This window comes from Acetobacterium sp., assembly GCF_041752335.1.
Taxonomy (GTDB): Bacteria; Bacillota; Clostridia; order Eubacteriales; family Eubacteriaceae; genus Acetobacterium.
Window position 1 is genome coordinate 1 of sequence record NZ_JBGSHG010000020.1, and the last position, 26,221, is coordinate 26,221.

The following is a 26,221-nucleotide window of genomic DNA, read 5'->3' on the forward strand; positions in this document are numbered from 1 at the left end:
TGTTCGGAAATAGTAAAATAAGTTTATCATTAAAAAAGGTGGAAAAATTGTGATAAAACGAATTTTTGTAGAAAAAAAAGACAAGTTTGAAGTAGAAGCCAAATCGCTGACACATACCTTTCAACGAATTTTAAAGATTCAAAAGCTTAAGTCCATGCGGATTCTATACCGATATGATGTCGAAGGCGTGGCAGATGGTTTGTTCGATCAGATTATTGGCACCATTTTATCCGAACCCAATGTCGATCAGGTCTTTGAAGGATCCCTTCAGATTAACGATGACGAGAAAATCTTTGGAATTTCCTATTTGCCCGGCCAATATGACCAGCATGGTGATTCTGCAGTTCAGTGTATTCAGATCGTGTCTGGGGAACGGGCTCTGGTTAAGGTAGCAAAAATTGTTGTACTCACAGGTGCACTGACACAAAATGAACTCGACAGCATCAAGCACTATATGATCAATCCGGTCGATTCTCAGGAAGCCAGCCTGGAACCTTTTGTCAGCCTGGTCGATGAGGTGCGGGAGCCCGCAGATATCAAATCGTTGGATAGTTTTATAGCGCTGGATGCTGACCAATTAGAAGCGTTTCGGATGGAGAATGGATTCGCCATGACTACTGAGGACATTTTATTCGTCCAAAATTATTTTAATAACGATGAAAAACGAAATCCGACCATTACGGAATTAAAGGTAATTGATACTTATTGGTCGGATCATTGTCGTCATACGACCTTTTTGACCCAGATTAGTCAGGTGCGGTTCCTGGGTGACGATCCCATTTCACAGGCAATGAAGCTGGCTTATGATGATTATTGTCAGGCCAGAACTGAACTATATAGTGAAAATACCGAACGACCGATGAGCCTGATGGATCTGGCAGTGATTGGCACCAAAGCCCTCAAAAAGCAGGAGCGGATACCGGATCTGGATGAATCGGAAGAAATCAACGCCTGCAGCATTAACATGGTCGTCGATCATGATGGTGTCGACGAAGAATGGCTGCTGATGTTTAAGAATGAAACCCATAACCACCCCACCGAAATTGAGCCGTTCGGAGGTGCTGCCACCTGTTTGGGCGGGGCCATCCGGGACCCCCTTTCGGGACGAAGTTATGTTTATCAGGCGATGCGGGTTACCGGTGCCTGGGATCCCCGGGCAGCGATTGAAGACACGCTCCCCGGTAAATTACCACAGCGCAAAATTTCGACTGAAGCGGCCCATGGTTATAGTTCTTATGGGAATCAGATCGGTCTGGCAACTGGTCAGGTAACCGAAGTTTATGATCCTGGTTTTCTGGCCAAACGAATGGAAGTCGGTGCTGTGATAGCAGCGGCTCCCAAAGAAAATGTCATCCGGGAACGTCCTACTCCAGGTGATGTGGTACTGTTAGTCGGTGGACGAACCGGACGGGACGGTTGCGGTGGCGCTACAGGCTCATCCAAGGCACACACCGAAGAATCCATTTTAGAAAGCGGTGCTGAGGTTCAAAAAGGGAATCCGGTCGAAGAACGAAAAATCCAACGGTTATTCAGAAGCAAAGAACTGGCGAATTTAATCAAGCGCTGTAACGATTTTGGCGCCGGTGGTGTATCGGTGGCCATTGGCGAACTGGCGGACAGTCTGGAAATTGATTTGGACAAGGTGCCAAAAAAATATGAAGGTTTAGACGGCACTGAGCTGGCCATCTCCGAATCCCAGGAACGAATGGCCGTGGTGGTTGATCCTAAAGATGTGGGTGCTTTTATTGCCATGGGCAACACTGAAAATCTTGAGATTACCGCAGTTGCCACAGTCACCGATTCCGGCCGGCTGATCATGAAATGGCGGGGCGCAGAAGTTCTGAATATCTCCCGGGCATTTCTGGAAACCAACGGCGCCCCGCAATTTATTGATGTGGTGGTTGAGTCGCCAACTGAAATAAAAAGCGTAATAGAAACAGTGGATCAAGACCCGAAAAAAGACGAACAATTCGATTTTATCAATCAGCTGACCGAAACCCTAAAAGATTTGAATGTAGCCAGTCAGCGTGGCATGGTGGAAATGTTTGACGCCACCATCGGTGCCGGCACTGTGGTCATGCCCTACGGCGGCAAAAACGCGCTGTCGCCAATGGATGGTATGGTGGCCAAGATCCCGATGATTCATGGCGACACCACCACCTGCAGTATGATGTCCTTTGGCTATAATCCGACCATTGCCAAAAACAGTCCCTTTTTAGGGGGGATGATGGGGGTTCTCGAATCCCTGTCCAAACTGGTTGCTATGGGGGGGGATTATAAAAAGGCGCGACTCAGTTTTCAGGAATATTTTGAACGATTGGGCAAAGAACCGCTTAAATGGGGTCGACCTTTTGCGGCGCTCTTAGGCGCCCATCAGGTTCAGACGGCGATGGGAACACCGGCCATTGGTGGTAAGGACAGTATGTCGGGCACCTTTGGGGAACTGACCGTGCCGCCAACCCTGATTTCTTTTGCGGTGGCAACGTCTCATGTCGATGCGGTGATCACTAGCGAGCTAAAGTCCTCAGAGTCATTGCTGCAATTGTTCACCCTGCCGGTAGACAAAAATGGGGTGCCGGAATTGACAGTGGTTAAAGCTGTTTATGATATCATCATCAAAGCCAACCAGGAAGGCAAAATCTTAAGTGCAAAAACCATCGGCTACGGCGGCCTGGCCGAAGCTGTGGCAAAAATGGCCTTTGGCAACGGCATCGGAGTTACCCTCAATGACCGGATCGATCCCGCCTTTTTGTTTAAACCGTTATATGGCAGTATTTTAGTCGAAAGCTTTGAAATCCTGGAGGGATCAACCCCGATCGGGAAAACAAATGATACTGGTAAAATCGTTTATGGCAGTGATGCCATCGCGATCAATGAACTGGTTGAAGTCTGGGAAGCGCCGTTGCGGTCAGTTTATCCGGAAAAAGCGGAAACCACTGGCCAGGTCGAAACCTTAAGCTTTACGGCCACGCCGATTGGTTACCGTAAAGAAAAGCAGGCAAAACCGCAGGTGTTTATCCCAGTATTCCCGGGAACCAATTGCGAATACGATTCGGCCAAAGCCTTTGAGAACGCCGGCGCAAAACCGGTCACCACGATTTTTAGAAATCAGTCGGCGCAGGACATCACCCGCTCCATTGATGAAATGGCCGCGCATATCAGAGCCTCCCAGATGATTATGATTCCCGGCGGATTCAGTGCTGGCGATCAGCCCAACGGCTCCGGTAAATTTATTGCCTCGGTTTTCCGAAATCCCAAGATGATGGATGCCGTCATGGATTTACTCAATAACCGCGACGGTCTGGTGCTGGGAATCTGCAATGGCTTCCAGGCGCTGATCAAGCTGGGCCTGGTGCCCAACGGCGAAATCTGTGCGATCACTGAGGAGATGCCGACATTGACCTTTAACACCATCGGCCGGCATGTGTCCACCATCCCGATGACCCGAATCAGTTCCAATCTGTCGCCGTGGTTAGCAAATACCAAGGTGGGAGACATCCATCGCATTCCGATGTCACATGGGGAAGGGCGCTTTGTGGCCAGCGATGCAGTGCTGAAAAACCTCATCGAAAACGGTCAGATCGCCACTCAATATGTAGATTTTGACGGCGAAGCCACCCTTTTAGGCCGCTTCAACCCCAACGGATCGGTTTTTGCAGTGGAAGGCATTACCAGTGTGGACGGACGGGTACTTGGAAAAATGGGTCATTCCGAACGGATCGGGAAGAATCTCTATAAAAATATTCCCGGCACTATGGATCAGCAGATATTTAAAGCCGGCGTCAATTATTTTAAATAAATTGTATTTATTATTTTAAATTAATTATAAATTACAAAACTAGTGTTAGAAAATTAAGAAGTAAATACCAAAAGGAGATAAAAATGAGTACACCAAAAGTTGCTGTTATCATGGGCAGTGATTCTGATTTTGAGATTGTTAAAAAATGTTTGATTGCCCTGGAAAAGTTTGGCATTGAATATGATGTTCAAGTCATTTCAGCCCACCGGAATCCCCACAAAATCTTTGAATACGCCACCACCGCTGAAGACCGGGGAATTGAAGTCTTCATCGCGGCAGCGGGAAAAGCTGCCCACCTGCCAGGAGTTATCGCCGGAATCACACCACTTCCGGTTATCGGCATTCCCATTCAAACCTCTTTTCAGGGCGGACTGGATTCGCTTTTGTCAATTGTCCAGATGCCATCCGGCGTACCAGTTGCCACGGTAGCTGTCAACGGCGCTGAAAACGCCGGGATTTTAGCAGCCCAGATGCTATCAATCAAGTACCCGGAGATTCGCGAAAAAATGAAGGCTTTCAAAATTCAGCTCAACGACGAAGTCGTTGCAAAAAATGAAAAGGTTCAGGAAATACTATAAATCACATCATCAATTAGAAATAAAGGAGATTAAGATGGAAAAATTAGAACAATTGTATGAAGGTAAGGCCAAGAAAGTTTTTAAAACCGACAATCCCAACGAATTTATCATTGAGTATAAAGACGACGCCACCGCTTTCAACGGTGAGATAAAAGGCAGCATTGGCGGTAAAGGCGTTATCAACAATAAAATGACCGGCGTGATTTTCACGATGCTGGAAGAAAAAGGAATCCCCACCCATTTTGTCAAAATTCTCTCCGAAAATGAACAACTGGTTAAAGCAGTTACTATTTTCCCGCTGGAAGTAATCATCCGCAACACCGCTGCGGGTTCTATTTGTAAACGCCTCGGTCTCGAAGAAGGGCTGAAATTAAAGTCACCAATCTTCGAATTCTGCTATAAAAACGATGATTTCGGGGATCCGGTCATCAACGATTATCACGCCATTGCTATGGAACTGGCCACCGCCGCAGAAATTGAAGTGATCCGCGAAATGACTTTTAAAATTAACGATATCTTAAAAGCATATTTCCTGGAAAAAGGCATCAACCTGGTTGACTTTAAAATCGAGTTCGGTAAAACCAATGATGGACAAATTGTTCTGGCCGATGAAATTTCACCGGATACCTGTCGTTTCTGGGATGTGGAAACCAATGAAAAATTGGACAAAGACCGTTTTAGAAGAAACCTTGGCAATATCGAAGAAGCCTATGAAGAGATGCTTAAACGAGTCCAAGCATAAGAACCATTACGACTCACGTAAAAAATTAAGGCATCTGGAAAACTAAAATCTAATACCTGGAGGGTACAACATACCAATGATAAATGACAAGTTTCGCGATGAATGTGGAATAATGGGGGCTTATCTCAAATCCAAAGAGAATAACTGTTCTTCATATATCTATTATGGACTTTATGCGCTTCAACATCGAGGTCAGGAAAGCGCCGGTATATCGGTGAACAAAGACGGGAAAATCTTAACCCACAAAGAGACTGGCCTGGTAAGCGACGCCTTCAAAGGCAACGTTTTAAAACAGCTCAAAGGAAACATTGGAATCGGCCATGTTCGTTACTCCACCTCAGGAGAAGATGGCGTCACCAATGCCCAGCCTTTAACGGTCAACCACAGTGTCGGTCAAATCGCTTTAGCCCACAACGGTAACCTTATCAATGATAGCGCGTTACGAAACATGCTGGAAGATTCCGGGGTTGTGTTTCAAACCACCATTGATACCGAGGTTATGGTAAATATTCTGGCCAGAAGTTTGCGTCACGGGATGATCGAAGCGATTCAGCGGATGGTTGAAATTATCAAGGGCGCCTATGCTCTGGTAATCACAGTTGGTGACAAACTGGTGGGAGTCCGTGATCCCTATGGTTTACGTCCCCTATGCATTGGCAAGAAAGATGAAGATTTTTTTCTGGCTTCGGAAAGCTGTGCTCTGGATGCCATCGGGGCAGAGCTGGTCCGGGATGTTGAACCCGGCGAAATTGTGGTCATTGATGAAAATGGCTTAACCAGTTATGGTCAAAACAATTGGGTTAAAAAGAAAGCCTGTATTTTTGAGTTGATTTATTTTGCCCGTCCGGATTCTGTGATGGACGAAACCTCGGTTTATGCCGCCCGTCATAAAGCCGGCGAAATTCTGGCCAAAGAGTCGCCGGTTGAGGCAGATGTGGTTATTGGAGTTCCAGATTCGGGAATTGGTGCTGCGATTGGTTATGCCGAAGCATCAGGGATTCCTTATGGGGTCGGTTTAATTAAAAACAAATACATTGGCCGGACCTTTATTCAGCCCAATCAGAAGCTGCGAGAAGAAGGGGTGCGAATCAAACTAAACCCATTAAAAGAGACCATTAAAGACAAACGGGTCATTATTATTGATGACTCCATCGTTCGCGGAACGACCTCTAAGCGACTGGTTGAGATCTTAAAACAGGCCGGCGCTAAAGAAGTTCATTTTCGGGTCACCAGCCCGCCGGTTGCTCATACCTGCCATTTTGGGATTGATACCCCGCGGCGAAAATATCTGATCGGTGCCAAGAAAACCGTGGAAGAAATCAGAGAAATTTTAGGCGCAGATTCGCTGGCCTATATTTCCCTGGATGGCTTAACGGAATCAGTTGGCGGAAAAACAACCTTCTGCCGCGCTTGCTTTGACGGAGAATATCCGATGGAAGTGCCAATTCTAAATGCCAACGACTAAATCGCAAGTGAAATTAAATTAACTGGAACTAAAAAATAAATGGAGGAAACATGTCAGAAAATCAGATAAAAACAGATGCATATCGACAGGCCGGAGTGGACGTGGAAGCGGGTTATGAATCGGTTAAACTAATGAAAGCCGATGTAAAGCGGACCTTTAATGATCGGGTTCTTTCTCACCTGGGCGGATTTGGCGGGCTGTTCGAGCTGCCCGAAGGTTATCAAAAACCAGTCCTGGTTTCCGGAACCGATGGCGTTGGAACCAAACTACGGTTGGCTTTTATGATGGATCGTCATGATACCATCGGCGTCGATTGCGTGGCGATGTGTGTTAACGATATATTATGTCAGGGTGCCCAACCGATGTTCTTTTTGGACTACATTGCCTGCGGCAAAAACTACCCGGAAAAAATCGCTACCATCGTCAAAGGAATTGCTGAAGGCTGCATCCAGGGAAATATGGCCTTAATCGGTGGGGAAACGGCTGAAATGCCGGATATGTATGGCCTGGATGAATATGACCTGGCCGGTTTTGCGGTGGGCATCGTCGAAAAAGATGATATTGTCACTGGCGCAGCTATTGCTGAAGGTGATGTTCTGGTGGGATTGCCATCCTCCGGGGTTCACAGCAACGGTTTTTCGCTGGTACGAAAGGTTTTATTTAAAGATCTGTCCATGGATGTTAATACCTATGTGGACGATTTGGACATGACCCTGGGTGAAGCACTGCTGACACCGACCCGAATTTATGTTAATGCGCTGGCTGATCTGATCAAACCCTGCGGAATCAAGGGCATGAGCCATATTACCGGTGGCGGTTTCTATGAAAATATTCCCCGGATGATTCCCGACGGACTTTGTGCCAAGGTTGATGCCAGGGTGATCGAAACCCTGCCAATTTTTAAATTTATTCAGGAAGCAGGGAAAATTCCCGCTGAAAGCATGTATGCTACCTTTAATATGGGGATTGGTCTGGTGGCAGTGCTGCCAGCAAATCAGGTTGAAGCCTTTGTGTCTGGCTTGACAACCAAGGGCGAAAAGCCGGTTATCCTTGGCACCATTGTTAAAGGAGAGGAAAAAATCGACTTATGTCTGTAAAAGCATTAAAAAAAATCGGCGTGCTGGTTTCTGGCGGCGGGACAAATTTTCAGTCTTTGATTGATACCATTCATCACAAATATGGTGAAATTGCGGTGGTGATTTCTAACAACCGCCAGGCCTTTGGTCTGGAACGGGGGGAAGCCGCCGGGATTCCGGCAGTGGCCATCAATCCCAAAGGTTATCCCAGCAATGAAGCCTTTGATGAAAAAATTGTCGAGATTTTAAGAGGCTACGATGTCGATCTGGTGGTTCTGGCAGGCTATATGAAAATCATTACCCCGGCCTTTGTGGAAGCTTATCCCAATGCCATTATCAACATTCATCCAGCCCTGATTCCATCTTTTTGCGGGGCCGGGTTTTACGGGATTCATGTTCATCAGGCCGTCATCGATTATGGCGTCAAGGTCACCGGGGCAACGGTTCACTTTGTTAACGAAGTGGCCGACGGCGGCCCGGTTATCCTGCAGGAAACCGTCGCAGTCGCGGATGATGACACACCGGAATCGATTCAGCAGAAAGTCCTTAAAATTGAACACGAGCTTTTACCACAGGCGGTGAAGGCTTTTTGTCTTGACCAATTGACGATAGAAGGCCGACTTATTAAAAAACGAAATGAGTCAAATTAGATAAAAGTGGGGAAACTTGTTAAGTAATAATAGACAATTGCGAAACTGGGCACAAAGCTCATGGCACTTTCACAATTGGCTACAGTAATAAATTTGGAGGAATAAAATGAGAGCATTGTTAAGTGTATCGGATAAACGTGGGATTGTTGAATTTGCATTAAAACTGGCAGCAATGGGATGGGAAATCCTGTCCACCGGGGGAACCGCCAAAGCCCTGCGAGAAGCAGGACTAACAATTACCGGCGTCTCAGAAGTGACCGGCTTTCCGGAATGCCTGGACGGACGGGTCAAAACCCTGCATCCTAAAATTCACGGTGGGATTCTGGGAATCCGCAATAACCCGGATCACCAGAAACAGATGGCCGAGCTTGAGATTACCCCCATCGATTTACTGGTCATCAACCTCTACCCCTTTAAAAACACCATTTTAAAAGAAGGGGTTGCCTTTTCCGATGCTGTCGAAAACATTGATATCGGGGGACCAACGATGCTGCGCTCGGCGGCCAAAAACTTTAATGATGTGACTGTGGTAGTGGACCCGGAAGACTATGCAGTGGTTCTGGCTGAGCTGGAGGCAAACGGAAAAACAAACTATGAAACCCGCTATAACCTGGCTTTAAAAGTGTTTGAAACGACCTCCAATTATGACACAATGATTGCTGACTATTTAAGAAAACGGGTTGCCGGGGAAGTCTTACAAGACACCATCACGATGACCTTTGAAAAGGTTCAGGATCTCCGTTACGGCGAAAATCCTCACCAGAAAGCCGCTTTCTATGGCGAAGTGGTTCCGGTTAAAGGAGCCCTCACCGCAGCTAAACAACTCCAGGGGAAAGAACTTTCCTATAATAATATCAACGATACCAACGGCGCCCTGGAAATCTTAAAGGAATATGGGGACGAACCCACCATAGTCGCGGTTAAGCATGCCAATCCCTGCGGCATTGCCAGCGACGAAAAAATTGCGATGGCTTATAAGAAAGCCCATGATAGCGATCCAGTTTCTATTTATGGCGGCATCATTGCTTCCAATCGACTGATTGATGAGGCCGTCGCCAAAGAAATGGTGGAAACCTTCCTGGAAGTAATTGTCGCGCCAGAATTTACACCGGAAGCATTGGCGATTCTGGCAGCTAAACCAAATCTGCGGTTATTGGAGCTGGCCGACATCACGCACAACGAACCAAGCTATGAAGTGAAAAAAGTGATGGGTGGTCTGCTGGTTCAGGAACGCGATACCAAGCTTTATGATGATTTAAAAGTTGTTACCAAACGTCAGCCCAGCGAAGCCGAAATGGACGAATTATTGTTTGCCTGGAAAGCGGTTAAAAACACTAAATCCAACGCCATCAGCTTAACTAAAAATAAATGTCTGATTGCCAACGGACCAGGCCAGGTCAATCGGGTCGGCGCCCTGGAAAACGCCATCCGTCAGGCTGGCGAAACCGTCAAAGGAGCGGTAATGGCATCCGATGCCTTCTTCCCCTTTGACGATAGCGTCAAAGCCGCCGCCGCTGCCGGTATTACTGCCATCATCCAACCCGGTGGGGCTGGACGCGATGAAGATTCAATCAAAGCTTGTGATGAGGCAGGCATTGCGATGGTATTTACTAACATGCGCCACTTTAAACACTAGTTTTGCGTCGATAATTGCCCGACTTCTGCGTTGGAGACGGTTTTGGCCTTGGTCACGTATTAAGCATACGCTCCCGTCGGCCAAAACCGTCTCCGCCTTGAATTCGAACAATTCTCTTAGCAAAACAAGGTTTGATTGATTGTGTAGGGGCGATCCGTGATCGCCCGTTTCCAGTTTGTCACGAAGATTTGAAAAACACAAAGCAAAACAAGGAGAGACAGATGAAAATATTAATGATTGGATCCGGTGGCCGGGAGCATGTGTTAACATGGAAGCTTGCCCAAAGTACCCGGGTTGAAAAAATATATGCCGCCCCGGGTAACGGTGGGATGGCAGAATTGGCTGAATGTGTGAATTTGTCGGTTGAAGATATTCCCGGCTGTTTGGCCTTTGCCAAAGAACATCAGATTGACCTTACCGTTGTCGGTCCCGAAGTTCCCCTGGTGATGGGGATGGTTGATGCTTTTGAAGCTGAAGGCTTAAAAGTCTTTGGTCCCAACAAACATTGCGCTCAGTTTGAGGGCAGCAAGGCCTTTACCAAGGAATTTTTATTCCGTCACAATATTCCCACCGCCGCCTATAAAGAGTATACTGATTTTGATGAAATTATCAAAGATCTGGGCATTTACGGCTATCCGATGGTGATCAAGGCTGATGGTCTGGCCGCCGGTAAAGGTGTGTTGATTCCCGAAAACGAAGCCGATGCCCTGGAAGGCATGGCAATGATTATGAAAAAACGGGAGTTCGGAGAAGCAGGCGATAAGGTGGTTATCGAAGAATTTCTTACGGGACAGGAAGCCTCGATGCTTTGTTTTGTCGATGGCAAAACGATTGTCCCGATGGAAAGTGCCCAGGATTATAAACGAGCCTACGACAATGACGAAGGCTTGAACACCGGCGGCATGGGAACCTATTCCCCCAACGTACTGTTTGCCGACGAAGCCCTGAATAAACGCATCAAAACTGAAATACTGGATCCGATTATAGGCGGTTTTATTACCGATGGCATGAACTTTAAAGGCATCCTGTTTATTGGCCTGATGATCGACAACGGCGTACCGAAGGTTCTGGAATTCAACGTCCGCTTCGGCGATCCTGAAGCCCAGAGTGTCCTGATGCGGATGGAATCTGATCTGGTCGACATTATGGAAGCCGTCATCGCTGGCGAGCTGGCAGACTGTGAGATCAAATGGAGTAACAAAGAAGCCGTTTGCGTGGTAATCGCCTCTGGCGGCTACCCCGGCCCTTACGAAAAAGGCAAAGTCATCACTGGCATTCAAGATGTGAAGGACTGCGTCGTCTTCCACGCCGGAACCAAACTGGTAAACGGCGAACTGCAAACCAACGGCGGCCGGGTTCTCTGCGTCACCGCCCTGGGTGAAACCCGTGAAGCAGCAAGAAAAACTGTCTACGCCAACATCGGCAAAATCCACTTCGACGGCGCCCAATACCGAACTGATATTGCCAAGTTCAACTAAAATTTAATAGTAGAAATTTTTATGGAGGGCTACCATGCAGAAGAGTATTATCAGCGCCATGATGGCATATGTTTTATGGGGAATCCTCCCGATTTACTGGAAGGCACTCAAAGAGGTGTCACCGCTTTACATCCTGGCTTCGCGAATTTTCTGGTCTTTCTTATTTTGTGTGATTTTTGTCACCATCATCAAGAAATGGCCAGAAATAAAAACCATCCTGTTAGATAAAAAAAGATTTATTTATTGCATTCTCAGTGGGATCATGGTGTCGCTTAACTGGTATACCTATATCTGGGCCGTGAATGCCAATTTTATCATTGATGCCAGTTTGGGGTATTACATCAACCCGTTGGTGGTGGTATTGTTCAGCGCTCTTTTCTTTGGAGAACGATTCAATAAATGGGAAAGTCTGTCAGTCTTGCTGGCTTTGGTCGGGGTTTTATTCATTACCCTGAAAATCGGCAAATTTCCGGTAGTGGCCATTGTTCTGGCACTCACCTTTGCCTTGTATGGTGTATTTAAGAAAAAGCTCAATGCCAGCCCGATAGTCTCACTGATTTTGGAAACCGCTGTGGTGGCACCGTTTGCCTTTGTGGCGATTCTGTATATCGAAAGCCAGGGACAAGGGGTCATTGCGCTGGGTAGTCCGATGGTGACAACGTTGGCGGTATTGGCCGGCGTGGTCACTGCCATCCCGTTACTGCTTTATGCCAAGGGGGTCCAGGAAATATCCTTTTCACTATTGGGCTTTTTTCAATACATTACCCCCACAATTATGTTGTTCCTCGGGGTATTTCTTTATGGTGAAGCTTTCTCAACGGTGGATCTGATTGGTTTTGGATTTATCTGGGTGGCCTTGATTATCTTTACCATTTCGAAGATCCATAACGGTAGCAAAGAAATTGTAGAGCCGGATTTATAAAAACAAACAAGCGAAAATTATCTGATCAACCCTTTAATTTAAGAATAAATGGTTCAGACTGTCAAAAAAAGATAACCCAGTACCGACAACCTCACCCATTAATTTAAGAATTAGTGGGTTTTTCCATTTTAGGTTTGCGCTGGTTTGAATTAAAGTCTAAAATAGAGGGTATAAAGATTAAAAGGCAAGGATCTAAGAATAAATCGGCATCGCAGAGAATTGCGAAACCCATGAGTATCAAAGAATGATCTTATTGATCACGGCCGATGCACAAACAGCTTTATAGCACAAAACATGAGGAGTTAACGTGAAAAATAATATTGGTTTTATTGGTTGCGGAAACATGGCAAAGGCCATGATTGGTGGTTTGGTGAAGGGCGAATTATTCCTTCCGGAAAATATTCTATGTTTTGATCCCTCGAGCGCGGCAAGAGCTCAGGTGGGGGAAGAATATGGGGTTAATGTTCAGGATTCCAATGTAGCTGTAGCGGCACAAGCCGACTATCTGGTTTTGGCAGTGAAGCCATTTTTATATTCCAAGGTGTTGGAAGAAATTGCCGGGAGTATCAAACCATCGGTGATTATTATCTCGATTGCGGTGGGTGTTGGTTTTGAAGACATTAAGGAATTTTTGGGCAGAGATGTTAAAGTAATTAGAACCCAGCCCAGTACTCCGGCATTTGTGGGAGAATCCGATTCTACCCTTTGTCCGGATGGCCACATGTCAGCGGAAGATACCGAGGATGTCATCAAGATTTTTGAAAGTTTTGGAAAAGCTGAAATCATCAGCGAAAAGCTGATGGACGTGGTGCCCGGAATTGCCAGTTCTGCACCGGCTTATACGATGCTGCTAATTGAGGCCATGGCCGATGGCGGGGTACTCCATGGTTTTCCCCGGGATCAGGCTTATCGATTGTCGGCCCAGGCAGTTTACGGTGCCGCCAAACTGGTTCTTGAATCCGGAGAGCATCCGGGAAAACTAAAAGATCAGATCTGTACTCCCGGGGGAACTACCATCGAAGCCGTTCGGGTGCTGGAAGCCAAAGGTTTTAGAGACGCAGTGATTTCTGCGGTAGACGCCTGTGCTAAAAAATCTTTGGCGATGAGTAAAAAACAGGTATAACTTTATTAAATTTGGTTAATCCACTAAGGAGATGATTTATCATGGATGAAGGATTAATTAAAAAAATACGAAGAAATATGAGTCTCGAAGAAATGGTATCCCTCTGTTCGGGCCGAACTGACTGGGAAACCGTGGGCTATTCCAAATATGGCATTGAATCTGTGTATATGGCTGATGGCCCTCATGGTATGCGGGTGATTGATAATGATGTTTCGCTGGGGATCCCCCAGGGTAAACCGGCCACCTGTTTTCCACCGGCGGTACTCTCAGCCTGTTCATGGGACGAAGGACTGCTTGAATTTGAGGGCCGAACCATTGCCCTGGAGGCCCGGAGCATGGGTATTGACTTGATTTTGGGCCCTGGCATCAATATCAAGCGATCCCCCCTGTGTGGACGTAATTTTGAATATTTTTCAGAAGATCCGCTGCTGTCAGGTCGATTAGGGAAAAGTTTTATCCTCGGAGCCAAAGATCATGGCGTGGGAACTACAGTCAAGCATTATCTGGCCAATAATCAGGAAACCCGGCGCATGACCGTGGACGAAAAAATTGATATCCGAGCGTTGCGGGAAATTTATTTAAAACCCTTTGAGATCGCCGTCAAAGAAGGAAAACCGATGGCGGTGATGTGTTCCTATAACAGCATTAATGGCAAGTTTGTCTCCCAGAGCAATTATTTTCTGACCCAACTGCTCAGAAACGAGTGGGGCTTTGAGGGGATCGTCATGTCCGACTGGGGTGCTGTTTATGACCGGGTCAGAGGGGTATACGCGGGAATGGATCTGGAAATGCCCGGCAACGGCGGCGTCAATAACCAGAAAATATTTGACCGGATCAAAGAAGGTAAGTTGAAAGTCACCATTCTCAATGAAATGGTGGAACGCCTGATTCGCTTTTCCTTTCAGGTCAAGGAAAACCGCAAAAACTATGCCACGGATCTGGAAATTGAACCGAAGGGGCATCATAAAATCGCCCAATTAGCAGCGGTTGAAAGTATGGTGTTGCTGAAAAATGAAGAAAATATTCTGCCCGTCGATCGAACCAAAATTAAGAAGCTGGCGATCATTGGAAGCATGGCCTTTGATCCCCGCTATCAGGGCAGCGGCAGTTCAAAAATTAACCCCTATCATATCGATGCCCCCTATGAACGGATAAAAAAATTGGTGGGCGACGAAATACAGCTATTCCCCCATCAGGGCTATATCCATGATGAGGTAGTGGAGCAAATCCATCTGGCCGAGCAGGCGGTGGAGGTAGCGAAAAACTCGGAAATGGCTTTGCTATTTGTGGGCTTGCCGGATCACGATGAATCGGAAGGTTATGACCGTACCCATTTGTATCTGCCCCAAAAACAGATTGCTCTGATCCGCAAGATCTGCAAGGTTCAACCTCAAACGGTGGTGATTGTTCAGAATGGTGGCGTCGTGGATATGAGCTGGGAACACCAGCCCAAGGCCATTGTCGAGATGTTTTTAGGCGGTCAGGCCGGTGGAGATGCCATTGCGAAGCTCTTATTCGGCGAAAATAATTTCTGCGGCAAACTGGCAGAAACGATTCCGATGCGGTTGGAAGATACCCCGGCTTACATAAATTTTCCGGGAATCCACGATGAGGTGGTTTACGGCGAGAGTATTTTTGTGGGTTATCGTTATTACGACTTTACTAAAAAGAAGGTTCGGTTTCCCTTTGGGTTTGGGCTTAGCTATACACATTTTAACTATGAGCCCATCGAGGAACCGGAGTTAACAATTGATGCCAAAAAAACAGTCACTGTTAAATGCCGGATCACCAATACCGGAGTTATGAACGGCAAAGAAATTATTCAGCTTTACACCGGAAAATCAGATACGGCCATCCTGCGACCGCTGCGGGAACTCCGGGGATTCAAAAAGGTCTTTATCCCCGGGGAGCGATCTGCCGAGGTTAGCTTTGAACTGGGGCTCAGTGACTTTAGCTATTATAATCCCGCCACCAGATCATGGGAACATGAGTCGGGTAGCCACCAGATTTATATTGGCTCATCCAGCCGGGATTTACCGATTGTTTATCCGGTTCAGATTACCAAAGATCTGATCCATCCCATCAACCCGTTATCCTATCTCAGCGATTTCAAAAAAACAGATCGGGGCCAGATCATTTTAAAACTGCTGCTCTCAGGGTTTGAAGAGATCATGGGGGATGATCAAACCAGAGAAGATGACTTTTTTATGACGATGCTGGCCAACACGCCACTTCGCAAACTGGTTGAGTTTTCCAATGGAATCTTCAGCGAAGAGTGTATTGATAAGATTATCGAACTGGTCAATTCAGATGAGTCTCTGGTAGGAGTCACCTTCGAGAAACTGGTTAATTGTACCGAGAAGAAAAAGGGTTTTTTTAAGAGTCTTTTCGGTGGCAATGACGAAGAGTATCTCTGTATCCATTCCAAAGTTCGGGAGCTGGTCGAGGATGAGGATGTCATGAAGATTCTCAAAAATTATTTTGGCGACGAAACCTTTGAAAGTGACTATCTGCAAATGGCCATCAAAATGGGAATCTGTTTTGATAAGGTGCAGAAATTACTTCCCGACGATTTTTTCTCTGACGAAAAACTTAAAAATATCGAACGGGATCTCAACACACTGGCAAAACTAAAAAAGAAGTAAGGCGATTGACATGAAAGTGTACCGATTAGTTTGCAATTAATGATCGGTACCTTCTCTTTGTATAGCTGAGGGATTTTTTTTTAATCCCTCAGTATAGTTCAGACTAATATTATTTAAGAAGGAAAGATAAAAGATGAATACACTCACCATTGATACATCCACCATTGTGGCATCAGTTGCCATATTAAATCAAGAAAAATTAGTTGGCGAAATGATTATCAATCATCAAAAAAAACACTCGGAAAAACTGATGATTGCCATCGATCATTTGCTCAGTGATGGGGGTCTTTCGATTCAGGAGATTGATGTTTTCGGCGTTGTTTCCGGCCCCGGTTCGTTTACTGGGTTGCGCATTGGCATGGCGACCATCAAAGGATTTGCCCAGGCCCTGAATAAACCAGTAGTGGGGGTATCCACCCTGGAGAGTCTCGCGATGAATATTCCCTTTGCCAATGGTCTGATCTGCCCGCTTCTGGATGCCCAGCGCAATCAGACCTACACCGGGGTTTTTCATTTCGAAGACGGCCATCTGGTTCGGGATATGGCCGATGCGGTGATGGAAATTGATGATCTCATTGCTTTTTTAAAAGCGAGAAATGAGACCATCTATTTTTTAGGCGATGGCGTGCCGCGGTTTTCACAAATCCTGCTGGCAGCGATCCCAACGGCCCGGATCGTCCCCAATTATCTCAATATGAATCGGGCCTCGTCAGCCGGAGCCCTGGTCTTGGAACGGGCATTAAAAGGGGCGACCAGCCACTATCGGGAAGTGGAACCCTTTTATATCCGACCTTCCTACGCCGAAGAGCATAAAAAATGATGATCAGTTATCGTTTAATGGAATCCCGGGATGTAGTCGGAGTTTTTAAGGTGGATCAGGCCTGTTTTTCTCATAATTGGACCGAGGATTCCTATCAGTCGGAAACCAGAAACATCCTCTCCAATTATATTGTCGCTGAAGCGGATGGCGAAATTATTGGCTTTGGCGGCTTCTGGCAGGTGCTTGACGAAGCGCACATTACAAATATCGCGGTGCGGGAAGCCTATCGTCAGTCTGGGGTTGGGCAAGCGATTATGAACGCGATGCTGGCGTTAGCACTGGAAAAAGGTTGTGTGGTGATGACCCTGGAGGTAAGAGGAGATAATCAGCCAGCCATTAATTTTTATCTAAAAAATAAGTTTACCCGGGAAGGCCGACGAAAAGATTACTATGGTACCGGAATGGACGGAATCATCATGTGGAGGTATGGACTTGAATAAAACCATCAAAATAGTTGCAGTGCTGCTGGGAATTCTGGTTCCGGTTATTATTTTTATCAGCGGTATTGAAGCAGCGGTGTTTGACAAAGCTTTTTACATGGATCAGATGAGGAAAAATCAGGTCACTGAAAATACTGGCATTTATCCCCCGGATATGGATCTGGTCGTTAGTGAAATCATCAGTTACCTCAAAGGAGATCGGCAGGATTTTGACATCAAAGCCCGTTTGGCACCGAAAAATGCCAAAAACGTTGTGGATTATGTGTCTATTTTCAATGACAAAGAAATCACCCATATGGATGATGTCAGAGATCTGCTGTTATTCTTTCTCGGCCTTCGCGACGCTGCCCTGATTCTGGCGCTGATAGCCTTTCTGATGCTGTTGAAATATAATAATAAAGCTATCATCAAGGCCTTATTCTATGGCTCGACCATTTTTATGGTGATATTGCTGGTCGTTGGAGCGAGTTTTGTTTTTAATTTCAACGACACCTTCATTCTTTTCCATCAGTTGTTTTTTTCCAATGACTTATGGATAATGGACCCATCAACCGACCGACTGATCTGGATTGTCCCTGAGCCCTTCTTCTTCGCAATGATCGGCCGGATGGTCATCTACATCCTGGTGCCCCTGGGACTCACCACTCTAGGATCGGGACTGATCTTGCTAAAGACACGAAAAATTTAAAATAATAGTGATGAAACATAAGTAGATTTTACAAACAAAGTAGCACCGACAATTGTTATATTGTGTTGTGTGCCTCATGGCGAACACGGCGATAGCCTGTACGAATTTTCGCGAAGGCAACGAGCCAATCACAAGCTTGCTTGTAGTTGGCGACTGCCCGCGAACCTAAGAGAAAGTAGCGAAGCGGATTTCTCGTGGTGTGCGCATACAACTGATTAACAATTGGTCGGTGCGGTAATATGGAGAAACTGAAGTACAAATAAAGAGTAATTCTAATCGAGGTAAACATGAAAATTCTTAGTATTGAGACATCCTGTGACGAAACATCCGTTGCCATTGTTGAAGATGGCCGGAAAATATTGACCAACCGGATTTATTCCCAGATTGATATTCATCAAAAATATGGGGGCGTGGTGCCGGAGATTGCCTCCCGCAACCATGTCACCAAACTGCCCTATATCATCGACGAAGCCCTGTCAGAAAGCAAGCTTTCCCTGGCCGAGATGGACGCCATTGCCGTGACCAATGGGCCGGGGCTGGTGGGGGCGCTGCTGATCGGTCTCTCCACCGCTAAAGCGATGGCTTATAGTCTGGGGAAACCGCTGATTGGCGTACACCATATTGAAGGCCATATCGCTGCTAATTTTCTCCAATATCCGGAACTCACACCACCTTTTTTAACCTTGGTGGTATCTGGCGGACACAGTCATCTGGTATTAGTGGAAGATTACCAGACCTTCAAAGTCCTGGGACGAACCATCGATGATGCCGCCGGTGAAGCCTTTGATAAAATTTCCCGGGTTTTGGGGTTGGGTTATCCCGGCGGCCCGGCCATTGATGCCGCGGCCCAAAATGGCAACCCCGATGCCATCGCTTTTCCGAGGGTGATGCTGGATAAAACCCAGTATGATTTCAGCTTCAGTGGATTAAAATCTGCAGTGCTGAATTACCTCAATGGCAAGAAAATGAAAAATGAAGCGGTGAATCCCGATGATGTTGCTGCCTCTTTTCAATTGGCAGTCATCGAGGTGTTGGTGAGCAAAACCATCGCCTGTGCGAACAGCATCGGCATGAAGACCATCTGTATGGCCGGCGGGGTGTCCTGTAATTCGCTATTGCGAAAAATGATGGGACAGGCCGCTGCCGATGCGGGCATGACCCTGTACTATCCTGATCCGATTCTTTGTACCGACAACGCCGCCATGATCGGCTCGATGGCTTATTATAACTATATCAATGGGCAAGAAAGCGACCTGAGCCTCAACAGCATACCGGGTCTAAAAATTGGAACCCGGCAATGAAATCATCAGGGAATAAGTCTTGTATTTAAAAGGGTAAACTCATTTATATAAAGAGAATAGTACCCTCTTTAAAAATTAAAACAATCTTAAAAAAAATTAAGATGATCAAAAAGGGAAAAAAAACTTGCAATCAAACTGCAAATCATTTAAAATACTATTAGCACTCAAGATGAATGAGTGCTAATAAATGAAATAAAAGGTACAGCGTACCCAAGATAATCAAATGGAGGAAAAAATGAGTTTAAGACCTTTAGGTGACAAAGTAGTAATTAAAGTTAAAGCTGAAGAAGTAAAAACTTTAGGTGGAATTGTTTTACCGGGATCTGCCCAGGAAAAACCACAGCAGGGTAAAGTAGTTGCAGTCGGAACTGGAGAAATTATCGATGGCAAAAAAGTGCCATTGGACGTTAAGGTAGATGATGAAGTTATCTATTCCAAATATTCCGGCAATGAAGTAAAAATCGGAGAAGATGAGTTTTTAATCATTCGTCAGGCCGATATTTTAGCAATCGTAGAATAATAAAATTCAGAAAAACAGGAGGAAAATAATATGGCTAAAGAGATTAGATTTCGTGAAGACGCCAGAGCAGCACTGATTACTGGTGTAGATAAATTAGCAAATACCGTTAAGGTAACATTAGGACCAAAAGGAAGAAATGTTATTCTTAGCAAATCATATGGTTCACCAACCATCACCAATGATGGTGTTACTATTGCCAAAGAAATTGAACTGGAAGATGCCTTTGAAAACATGGGTGCTCAACTGGTTAAAGAAGTTGCTACCAAAACAAACGACGTAGCAGGTGACGGTACAACCACAGCAACCCTATTGGCTCAGGCTATTGTTCGTGAAGGTAACCGCAACGTTGTTGCCGGTGCAAACCCAATGGTACTGAAAAAAGGGATTGAAAAAGCTGTTGTGGCTGTTGTCGAAGAATTAAAAGCAAACAGCAAAAAAATCGAAAGCAAAGAAGCAATCGCCCAGGTTGCATCCATTTCTGCAGCTGATGCCGAAATTGGAAAACTGATTTCCGAAGCCATGGACAAAGTCGGTGATGACGGTGTTATCACTGTTGAAGAGGGCAAAGGCATGGGCACTGAACTTGAATTTACCGAAGGGATGCAATTTGACCGTGGTTACTTATCAGCTTATATGGTAACTGACACTGAAAAAATGGTTGCTATCCTTGAAAATCCATATATCTTAATCACTGATAAGAAAATCTCCAACATCCAGGAAATCTTACCAGTTTTAGAACAAATCGTTCAAACCGGCAGCAAACTGTTAATCATTGCTGAAGACGTTGAAGGCGAAGCACTGGCAACCCTGGTTGTTAATAAATTACGCGGAACCTTTAACTGTGTTGCTGTAAAAGCGCCAGGCTTTGGTGATCGACGTAAAGCAATGCTGGCTGATATTGCCGCATTAACCGGTGGAGAAGTCATCTCTGACGAATTAGGCTTAGAATTAAAAACCACCACCATCGAGCAATTAGGCCGTGCCCGTCAGGTTAAGGTTGACAAAGAAGATACCATTATTGTTGAAGGCAGCGGAAACAAAGACGCAGTTGAAGAACGAATTCGTCAGATCAAAGCTCAGATTCCTGAAACTTCTTCTGAATATGATAAAGAAAAATTACAGGAACGTTTGGCTAAATTATCTGGTGGTGTAGCTGTTATCCAGGTTGGTGCAGCCACCGAAACTGAACTGAAAGAAATCAAATACCGGATTGAAGATGCCTTAAATGCGACTCGGGCAGCGGTTGAAGAAGGGGTTGTATCTGGTGGCGGTACTGCTTACATCAATGCAATTCCAAAACTTGACGCTTTAATCGAAACGCTGGAAGGTGACGAAAAAACCGGCGCCTACATTATTCGTCGGGCGATTGAAGAACCAATGCGACAAATTGCTGAAAATGCTGGTCATGATGGTTCAGTGATCATTTCTCAAATGGCTGGTAAAGCGGTTGGCGTTGGTTACGATGCAGCTAAAGGCGAATTTGTTGATATGTTCCAGGCTGGAATCATTGACCCAACCAAGGTAACTCGTTCAGCAATTCAAAATGCAGCCAGTGTTTCAGCAATGTTCTTAACCACTGAAGTAGCTGTTGCTGATCTTCCTAGCGAAGATGCTGGTATGGGCGGAATGCCAGGCGGCATGGGCGGAATGCCAATGATGTAAGCCTCAGGCTGCATTTATTGGAAAAACGAAGATAATTAAATGTTAAGTAAGCAACCAAAAAGGCAGTCTCTTGCGAGGCTGCCTTTTGCTTTCTGGTTTTATAGCGGTTTAGTCAACATCATAGGGGATGCCGGCGAATAGGATTTCCATTTCTGGCTGTTCCAATTCCGCCAGCTTAACGATCAGACCATTTAACAGGGTAATCATGGCCTGAGCATCCGGGGATTCGTCATCGGATGGTTTGGCGGCATAAAGGGCAATCAGCATGGTATTGCGAGTGGTCCCTTTCACATCTTTAAACAGGGTATTTAACACTCTTTTTTCATTAGTCGTCAGTTCCATTTTTTCCTCCAGATATTTATTGAAAATTTTATTTTATCAAAGTTTTACTCTAACAAATTTTTATTTTATTCAAGTTAATCGCTAAAATGACTCGGTTTCCAGGGCCATCAAGGCGAGCTCCCAGGAATCGGTGAATTCAGATAATTGCTGTTTGAGATTTTCATAGGACAGATTGATCTCAGAAGCCAGAGTGAGGTTATCGTAGAAATCGGGGGCACACATTGCTGCCTCGATGGACTCTATTTTTTGTTCAGTCACTAAAATGGCTTCTTCAATTTCTTTAACCTGTTTCTTTAAGAGTCGAATTCTGGCTTCCTCTTCCTTCTGTTTCTTGCGATCTGTTTTCTGCTGAGTCTTGGTTACAATCGTTTTGTTTTCTTCAACCAGAACAGCTTCCCGTTCTGAGGCATCGGCCTTATGTTTTACATAATCGTCGTAGTTGCCCAGATGGATTTCCATTCCATTAGATGAAAATTGGTAGATCTGAGTTGAAATCCGATTTAAAAAATATCGGTCATGCGAGATAAACAGTAGCGTACCCTCGTACTGACTCAAGGCATTTTCGAGAATTTCTTTGGTATCCATGTCGATGTGATTGGTCGGTTCATCCATCAGCAGGAAATTAGACTGGGAAATCATCAGCCGGGCCAGTAGCAAGCGGGCCTTTTCACCACCGGACAGGGTATTGATCGGTTTGAAGACCTCATCGCCGACAAATAAAAAGGCCGCCAGGATATTACGCAGCTCGCCTTCCGTCAGTTTTGAATCAACATCCCACAGGGCTTCGAGTAGATTTTCATTGTAGAATTTCTTCAGATCCTGATGCTCCTGATCGAAATAGCCGATATGGACCTTCTGACCCAGACGGATTTCGCCGGCATCGGCGGCCAGCTTTTTCTGCAAAATACGAAAGAGTGTGGTTTTACCGGCGCCATTGGGTCCGATGATACCGATTTTGTCGCCCCGATGAATTTCAAAGTTCATATTTTGAAAAAGCAGACGATCATCAAAGGATTTTTTGATTCCGGTCACCGCCATAACGTCATTGCCGCTTTTAACCCGGGGGATAAAGCTGAAATGGCTGTTATGAGCTGTTTCCACCTTATCGAGCAACTCGATCTTACTAAGCGCTTTTTCCCGGCTGGAAGCCCGTTTAGAGCTTTTAATGGAGTTATAGGCTCGGAACCGGTCGATGACTTCCTGCTGGTGTTTGATTTCTTTCATTTGCTGCTGATATTGATGGTTTTGTTCCATCATATCCTGGCGTTTTTTAACGGCGTATTGGGTATAATTACCATGATACTCTTTAACGTTTTGCTGGGTCACCTCAATGATTGAGGTACAGACCTTGTCAATAAAATAGCGGTCATGGGACACAATGATAAAGGTTCCGGGGTAGTTTTTCAGATATTGTTCCAGCCATTGAAGGGCATCGATATCGAGGAAGTTGGTGGGCTCATCCAACAACAGCAATTCCGGTTCCTGAAGCAGGATTTGACCCAGGGTAGCCCGGGTTTTTTCACCGCCACTGAGCATTGAAAAGGCTTTGTCCTGATCTTCAGGTTTAAAACCGAGGCCATTGATGACGCCGCGGATCCGGCTGGGATATTCGTATCCATGTTTTTTCGCGAAACTATCCTGAAGTTCTCCAAACTCCTGCATCAGTTTTTCCTGAACCTCGCCTGAGGAGCGAGCAATGGCATCGCCGATCAGTTTGATTCGTTTTTCCATCTCAATCAGCGGTTCAAAAACTTCGGTGAGCATTTCAACCAGGGTGGTATTTTCAGCGATATTGGATTCCTGGGATAAATAGCTGATGGTCAGTCCGTTTTTCTTGCTGATTCGCCCGGTGTCAGGAACCAATTCTTCAGTAATCAGTTTGAGCAGAGTTGATTTACCGGTGCCGTTCCGACCGACAAGACCGATTTGCTTTTTTTCATTGATGGAAATATTCAGTTGATTAAAAATTTCATGGATGCCATAACTAAAATGCAAATTTTCTATATTGATTAACATTATTTCACCTGTTTTCATTTTTGTTCAGTTATTTAGGTTCACTTTTACTATTCTATCAAAAAAAACCGCAAATTAAAATGAATAATTTGACGTAATTGATACATATTGTTATAATAAATTGATTATCCGAAAGAAAGGAGAAGTTATCATGCATCGCTTCTCAAAAAAAGTATCTATGACCGTTGTTAAACGGTTGCCAAAGTATTACCAATATTTAAGTGATTTACAACTTAATGATATCGAAAAAATATCATCCCGGGAATTAGCAAGTTTAATGGGACTGACAGCTTCTCAAATTCGACAGGATTTAAATTCTTTCGGGGGTTATGGCCAACAGGGTTATGGTTATAATGTCGGAGAATTAAAGGAGGCTATCAAGGAGATTCTTGGACTTGATAGTGAATATAATTGCATTATTATCGGTGGCGGTAATATGGGTCATGCCATTGCAAACTATGAACGGTTTAAGCGGGAAGGCGTGATTCTAAAAGGTGTTTTCGATGTCGATCCACTAACAGTCGGTACGGTTATTGGCAGTGTAGTGGTAAAACATATGGATGAGCTTGATGAGTTTATCAAGTCGAATGAAATAGACATTGCCATTTTGTGTGTACCCCGGGAGGTGGGGCAGAAGGTGGCGACTCAGGTAACCGAATTGGGTGTGAAAGGCATACTCAATTTCAGTCCCTTGGATTTGGTTGTGCCCAGTGATGTTGTGGTCGAAAATGTGAACATTACGGATAGTTTATTCACACTGACCTATTTGTTGGGCGAATAAAGAGATTAGCAGTAAAATAGTTAAGAGTTTGATTTGCATCAGGCTCTTTTATTTTGCCCAAAATGGCTGTGCTACGTCAATGATACTTTTTCATCAAAAAAAAGAAACACGTTTGCGTGTTTCTTATGTTTATAACAAGTTATTTAAACATGATTTTCATAGTTTTTGACTTACTTTCCGTTAGAACTCTTGAAATTAATAAAATCCAGAACTTCTTGCTTATAGCTTTCCGGGAAAGAGAAGTAAGAAGAAAAAGAATCCACTTCTTCGTTGGAAAAAACGTAAGATTTTAAAAATTCTTCACAGGTCATCGGCTTGGGGTTGCTGGGCAAAAGTTTTGGCTGATCAGTTCGACATAACAAGTAGTCAACAGAAACTTCAAAAAAATCAGCTATCTTGATCAATAATTGGTTTTCCGGCAAATTCTTATCTTTTTCATACTTGGAGATAGAACTCTTGTTGAGATAGAAAAGATTGGCAAAATTTTCCTGAGTCAATCGTTTCGAAATCCGCAACGCCTTTAATCGACTACCAAAAGTATTGTTTTCCATTTTTTCACCTTCTTTCAGTTTAGAATTGTTGGCACAAATGCACTGCCTATTTACTTATTATAACATGTCTTTAACATTTGTCAAGATTTGCGGTTGAATTTAAGGAATAAATCTTAAAGGGATAACGCATCAAAAGGGCGCTCTTGCTTCTCTAAGAAGTCGCAGACACTCTCCGAATTTCGCCTTTTCAGGGGCTGCTTCATTGGCTGGAAATGGGGATTCAAGCGATTGGCTGTTAATCGCGGTCTCAGTTATTGTGTCAAATAAAGCATTAAATTCCGTATTGACTGAGGGATCAGTTGATTTGTGTTTTGATTTTCCGTCTTCGGTTATAATTTCATCGTAATTGAGAGCAATCAAAGTCGATCCATTAAAAGAGGCCTGGAGTAATCCCTGATAGCCATCCCGGTCAGGGGTGCTGATGACTGAATAAGTATCGAGGGTATCAATTTTAATTGGTTCATGATCACCTTTCGTGGCTTGATTCAGAATTGCCTCGGATAATTTGATATATCGTTCAGATGTTTGAGTCGCCCCAGAGACAGCGTCTATCTCATCAGGACTTTGGGAAAGCAAGAGTTCATTGTAAAGGCGGAGATATAGCGTACCTAAATTTGCCACAGCCAGGTTTTCCCAGGTTAAATCGGAACCCTCGATGTTCAGGCGATCGGCTTGATTTTTGTCAATTTCTTTTAAATTTGCCTGGGTAATCACTCCGTTCTTAATGAAAAGGCTCAATTGCTGGGCATACCCCCTTGAATCATAGTATTTTGTAGCCGCAGAATACTGGCCATCAGTCAGAGGTTTGAAATTTTCTGCAGGTAAAATTGAACCGGTAGCGGGATCGTTGATCAGTTCTTTTTCCGCACAACCGGTTAATAAAAACGGTATCATACCTGAGACCAGGAGTAAAATCACAATTCGGAAGTTGATGTGATTTTTGAATTTAATTATTAGCATTTTTATCACCATTTTTAAATTATGTTTCT

22 protein-coding genes are annotated in these 26,221 nt (G+C 44.9%); 18 read left to right on the forward strand and 4 right to left on the reverse strand.

Translation table 11 applies throughout. The features are described from left to right. Positions 1-49 precede the first annotated feature (49 nt). The 17 genes from ACEW8F_RS03110 to groL all read left to right on the forward strand — a co-directional run bounded on the left by ACEW8F_RS03110 (position 50) and on the right by groL (position 21,545). On the forward strand, positions 50-3,799 hold the full coding sequence (locus tag ACEW8F_RS03110; RefSeq protein WP_373482012.1) for a phosphoribosylformylglycinamidine synthase: 3,750 nt from the start codon (positions 50-52) through the stop codon (positions 3,797-3,799). An 83-nt stretch (positions 3,800-3,882) separates the two neighbouring features. Then, positions 3,883-4,377 carry a 5-(carboxyamino)imidazole ribonucleotide mutase gene (purE, locus tag ACEW8F_RS03115; RefSeq protein ID WP_373482013.1) on the forward strand — a complete coding sequence of 165 codons (495 nt, stop codon included), beginning with the start codon at positions 3,883-3,885 and terminating at the stop codon, positions 4,375-4,377. A gap of 34 nt (positions 4,378-4,411) precedes the next feature. Beyond that, the gene (purC, locus tag ACEW8F_RS03120) at positions 4,412-5,119 is read left to right on the forward strand and encodes a phosphoribosylaminoimidazolesuccinocarboxamide synthase (protein WP_373482014.1); all 708 of its coding nucleotides are present in this window, start codon (positions 4,412-4,414) and stop codon (positions 5,117-5,119) included. Between the two features lie 76 nt (positions 5,120-5,195). Further along, a complete protein-coding gene (gene purF / locus ACEW8F_RS03125) occupies positions 5,196-6,584 on the forward strand; it encodes an amidophosphoribosyltransferase (RefSeq protein ID WP_373482015.1) in 1,389 nt (462 codons plus the stop codon). Positions 6,585-6,634: 50 nt separating this feature from the next. Next, positions 6,635-7,681, forward strand: a complete 1,047-nt coding sequence (purM, locus tag ACEW8F_RS03130; RefSeq protein WP_373482016.1) for a phosphoribosylformylglycinamidine cyclo-ligase — start codon at positions 6,635-6,637, stop codon at positions 7,679-7,681. Further along, a complete protein-coding gene (gene purN / locus ACEW8F_RS03135; RefSeq protein WP_373482017.1) occupies positions 7,672-8,310 on the forward strand; it encodes a phosphoribosylglycinamide formyltransferase in 639 nt (212 codons plus the stop codon). The genes purM and purN overlap by 10 nt, the downstream gene beginning before the upstream one ends. A gap of 106 nt (positions 8,311-8,416) precedes the next feature. After that, entirely contained in the window at positions 8,417-9,946 is a 1,530-nt protein-coding gene (gene purH, locus ACEW8F_RS03140) for a bifunctional phosphoribosylaminoimidazolecarboxamide formyltransferase/IMP cyclohydrolase (protein ID WP_373482018.1), read from the forward strand. 221 nt (positions 9,947-10,167) lie between these two features. After that, on the forward strand, positions 10,168-11,424 hold the full coding sequence (purD, locus tag ACEW8F_RS03145; RefSeq protein WP_373482019.1) for a phosphoribosylamine--glycine ligase: 1,257 nt from the start codon (positions 10,168-10,170) through the stop codon (positions 11,422-11,424). Positions 11,425-11,458: 34 nt separating this feature from the next. Next, on the forward strand, positions 11,459-12,346 hold the full coding sequence (gene rarD, locus ACEW8F_RS03150; protein ID WP_373482020.1) for an EamA family transporter RarD: 888 nt from the start codon (positions 11,459-11,461) through the stop codon (positions 12,344-12,346). 307 nt (positions 12,347-12,653) lie between these two features. Then, a complete protein-coding gene (proC, locus tag ACEW8F_RS03155; RefSeq protein WP_373482021.1) occupies positions 12,654-13,469 on the forward strand; it encodes a pyrroline-5-carboxylate reductase in 816 nt (271 codons plus the stop codon). Between the two features lie 41 nt (positions 13,470-13,510). After that, positions 13,511-16,114, forward strand: a complete 2,604-nt coding sequence (locus ACEW8F_RS03160) for a glycoside hydrolase family 3 C-terminal domain-containing protein (protein ID WP_373482022.1) — start codon at positions 13,511-13,513, stop codon at positions 16,112-16,114. 133 nt (positions 16,115-16,247) lie between these two features. Next, the gene (gene tsaB, locus ACEW8F_RS03165) at positions 16,248-16,934 is read left to right on the forward strand and encodes a tRNA (adenosine(37)-N6)-threonylcarbamoyltransferase complex dimerization subunit type 1 TsaB (protein ID WP_373482023.1); all 687 of its coding nucleotides are present in this window, start codon (positions 16,248-16,250) and stop codon (positions 16,932-16,934) included. Beyond that, the gene (gene rimI, locus ACEW8F_RS03170; protein WP_373482024.1) at positions 16,931-17,374 is read left to right on the forward strand and encodes a ribosomal protein S18-alanine N-acetyltransferase; all 444 of its coding nucleotides are present in this window, start codon (positions 16,931-16,933) and stop codon (positions 17,372-17,374) included. The genes tsaB and rimI overlap by 4 nt, the downstream gene beginning before the upstream one ends. After that, positions 17,367-18,062, forward strand: a complete 696-nt coding sequence (locus ACEW8F_RS03175; protein ID WP_373482025.1) for a TIGR01906 family membrane protein — start codon at positions 17,367-17,369, stop codon at positions 18,060-18,062. The genes rimI and ACEW8F_RS03175 overlap by 8 nt, the downstream gene beginning before the upstream one ends. 287 nt (positions 18,063-18,349) lie before the next feature. Further along, on the forward strand, positions 18,350-19,363 hold the full coding sequence (tsaD, locus tag ACEW8F_RS03180; RefSeq protein ID WP_373482026.1) for a tRNA (adenosine(37)-N6)-threonylcarbamoyltransferase complex transferase subunit TsaD: 1,014 nt from the start codon (positions 18,350-18,352) through the stop codon (positions 19,361-19,363). Positions 19,364-19,598: 235 nt separating this feature from the next. Continuing rightward, positions 19,599-19,883 (forward strand): co-chaperone GroES, encoded by a 285-nt coding sequence (gene groES / locus ACEW8F_RS03185; RefSeq protein ID WP_373482027.1) that lies wholly within the window; start codon positions 19,599-19,601, stop codon positions 19,881-19,883. 30 nt (positions 19,884-19,913) lie between these two features. After that, positions 19,914-21,545 (forward strand): chaperonin GroEL, encoded by a 1,632-nt coding sequence (gene groL / locus ACEW8F_RS03190; RefSeq protein WP_373482028.1) that lies wholly within the window; start codon positions 19,914-19,916, stop codon positions 21,543-21,545. 108 nt (positions 21,546-21,653) lie between these two features. Here the strand turns inward: groL and ACEW8F_RS03195 are convergent, their stop codons facing one another. Both ACEW8F_RS03195 and ACEW8F_RS03200 read right to left on the reverse strand, forming a co-directional pair. Then, positions 21,654-21,887 (reverse strand): hypothetical protein, encoded by a 234-nt coding sequence (locus ACEW8F_RS03195; protein ID WP_373482029.1) that lies wholly within the window; start codon positions 21,885-21,887, stop codon positions 21,654-21,656. Positions 21,888-21,968: 81 nt separating this feature from the next. Continuing rightward, positions 21,969-23,903 carry an ABC-F family ATP-binding cassette domain-containing protein gene (locus tag ACEW8F_RS03200; RefSeq protein WP_373482030.1) on the reverse strand — a complete coding sequence of 645 codons (1,935 nt, stop codon included), beginning with the start codon at positions 23,901-23,903 and terminating at the stop codon, positions 21,969-21,971. 148 nt (positions 23,904-24,051) lie between these two features. Between ACEW8F_RS03200 and ACEW8F_RS03205 the strand changes: the two genes are divergently transcribed. Beyond that, a complete protein-coding gene (locus ACEW8F_RS03205) occupies positions 24,052-24,681 on the forward strand; it encodes a redox-sensing transcriptional repressor Rex (protein ID WP_373482031.1) in 630 nt (209 codons plus the stop codon). A gap of 170 nt (positions 24,682-24,851) precedes the next feature. Here ACEW8F_RS03205 and ACEW8F_RS03210 read toward each other — a convergent pair whose 3' ends face one another. Together ACEW8F_RS03210 and ACEW8F_RS03215 are read right to left on the reverse strand one after the other, a co-directional pair. Continuing rightward, a complete protein-coding gene (locus ACEW8F_RS03210) occupies positions 24,852-25,232 on the reverse strand; it encodes a helix-turn-helix domain-containing protein (RefSeq protein ID WP_373482032.1) in 381 nt (126 codons plus the stop codon). A gap of 129 nt (positions 25,233-25,361) precedes the next feature. Beyond that, positions 25,362-26,192, reverse strand: a complete 831-nt coding sequence (locus ACEW8F_RS03215) for a hypothetical protein (RefSeq protein WP_373482033.1) — start codon at positions 26,190-26,192, stop codon at positions 25,362-25,364. Between the last annotated feature and the right edge of the window lie 29 nt (positions 26,193-26,221).

What these genes read in the sequence shown, in the direction of transcription:
- purE (WP_373482013.1), top strand. Translation starts at nt 3,883, where the DNA reads ATGAGTACACCAAAAGTTGCTGTTATCATGGGCAGTGATTCTGATTTT.
- purC (WP_373482014.1), top strand. Translation starts at nt 4,412, where the DNA reads ATGGAAAAATTAGAACAATTGTATGAAGGTAAGGCCAAGAAAGTTTTT.
- purF (WP_373482015.1), top strand. Translation starts at nt 5,196, where the DNA reads ATGATAAATGACAAGTTTCGCGATGAATGTGGAATAATGGGGGCTTAT.
- purM (WP_373482016.1), top strand. Translation starts at nt 6,635, where the DNA reads ATGTCAGAAAATCAGATAAAAACAGATGCATATCGACAGGCCGGAGTG.
- purN (WP_373482017.1), top strand. Translation starts at nt 7,672, where the DNA reads ATGTCTGTAAAAGCATTAAAAAAAATCGGCGTGCTGGTTTCTGGCGGC.
- purH (WP_373482018.1), top strand. Translation starts at nt 8,417, where the DNA reads ATGAGAGCATTGTTAAGTGTATCGGATAAACGTGGGATTGTTGAATTT.
- purD (WP_373482019.1), top strand. Translation starts at nt 10,168, where the DNA reads ATGAAAATATTAATGATTGGATCCGGTGGCCGGGAGCATGTGTTAACA.
- rarD (WP_373482020.1), top strand. Translation starts at nt 11,459, where the DNA reads ATGCAGAAGAGTATTATCAGCGCCATGATGGCATATGTTTTATGGGGA.
- ACEW8F_RS03160 (WP_373482022.1), top strand. Translation starts at nt 13,511, where the DNA reads ATGGATGAAGGATTAATTAAAAAAATACGAAGAAATATGAGTCTCGAA.
- tsaB (WP_373482023.1), top strand. Translation starts at nt 16,248, where the DNA reads ATGAATACACTCACCATTGATACATCCACCATTGTGGCATCAGTTGCC.
- rimI (WP_373482024.1), top strand. Translation starts at nt 16,931, where the DNA reads ATGATGATCAGTTATCGTTTAATGGAATCCCGGGATGTAGTCGGAGTT.
- tsaD (WP_373482026.1), top strand. Translation starts at nt 18,350, where the DNA reads ATGAAAATTCTTAGTATTGAGACATCCTGTGACGAAACATCCGTTGCC.
- groES (WP_373482027.1), top strand. Translation starts at nt 19,599, where the DNA reads ATGAGTTTAAGACCTTTAGGTGACAAAGTAGTAATTAAAGTTAAAGCT.
- groL (WP_373482028.1), top strand. Translation starts at nt 19,914, where the DNA reads ATGGCTAAAGAGATTAGATTTCGTGAAGACGCCAGAGCAGCACTGATT.
- ACEW8F_RS03195 (WP_373482029.1), bottom strand. Translation starts at nt 21,887, where the DNA reads ATGGAACTGACGACTAATGAAAAAAGAGTGTTAAATACCCTGTTTAAA.
- ACEW8F_RS03200 (WP_373482030.1), bottom strand. Translation starts at nt 23,903, where the DNA reads ATGTTAATCAATATAGAAAATTTGCATTTTAGTTATGGCATCCATGAA.
- ACEW8F_RS03205 (WP_373482031.1), top strand. Translation starts at nt 24,052, where the DNA reads ATGCATCGCTTCTCAAAAAAAGTATCTATGACCGTTGTTAAACGGTTG.
- ACEW8F_RS03210 (WP_373482032.1), bottom strand. Translation starts at nt 25,232, where the DNA reads ATGGAAAACAATACTTTTGGTAGTCGATTAAAGGCGTTGCGGATTTCG.
- ACEW8F_RS03215 (WP_373482033.1), bottom strand. Translation starts at nt 26,192, where the DNA reads ATGCTAATAATTAAATTCAAAAATCACATCAACTTCCGAATTGTGATT.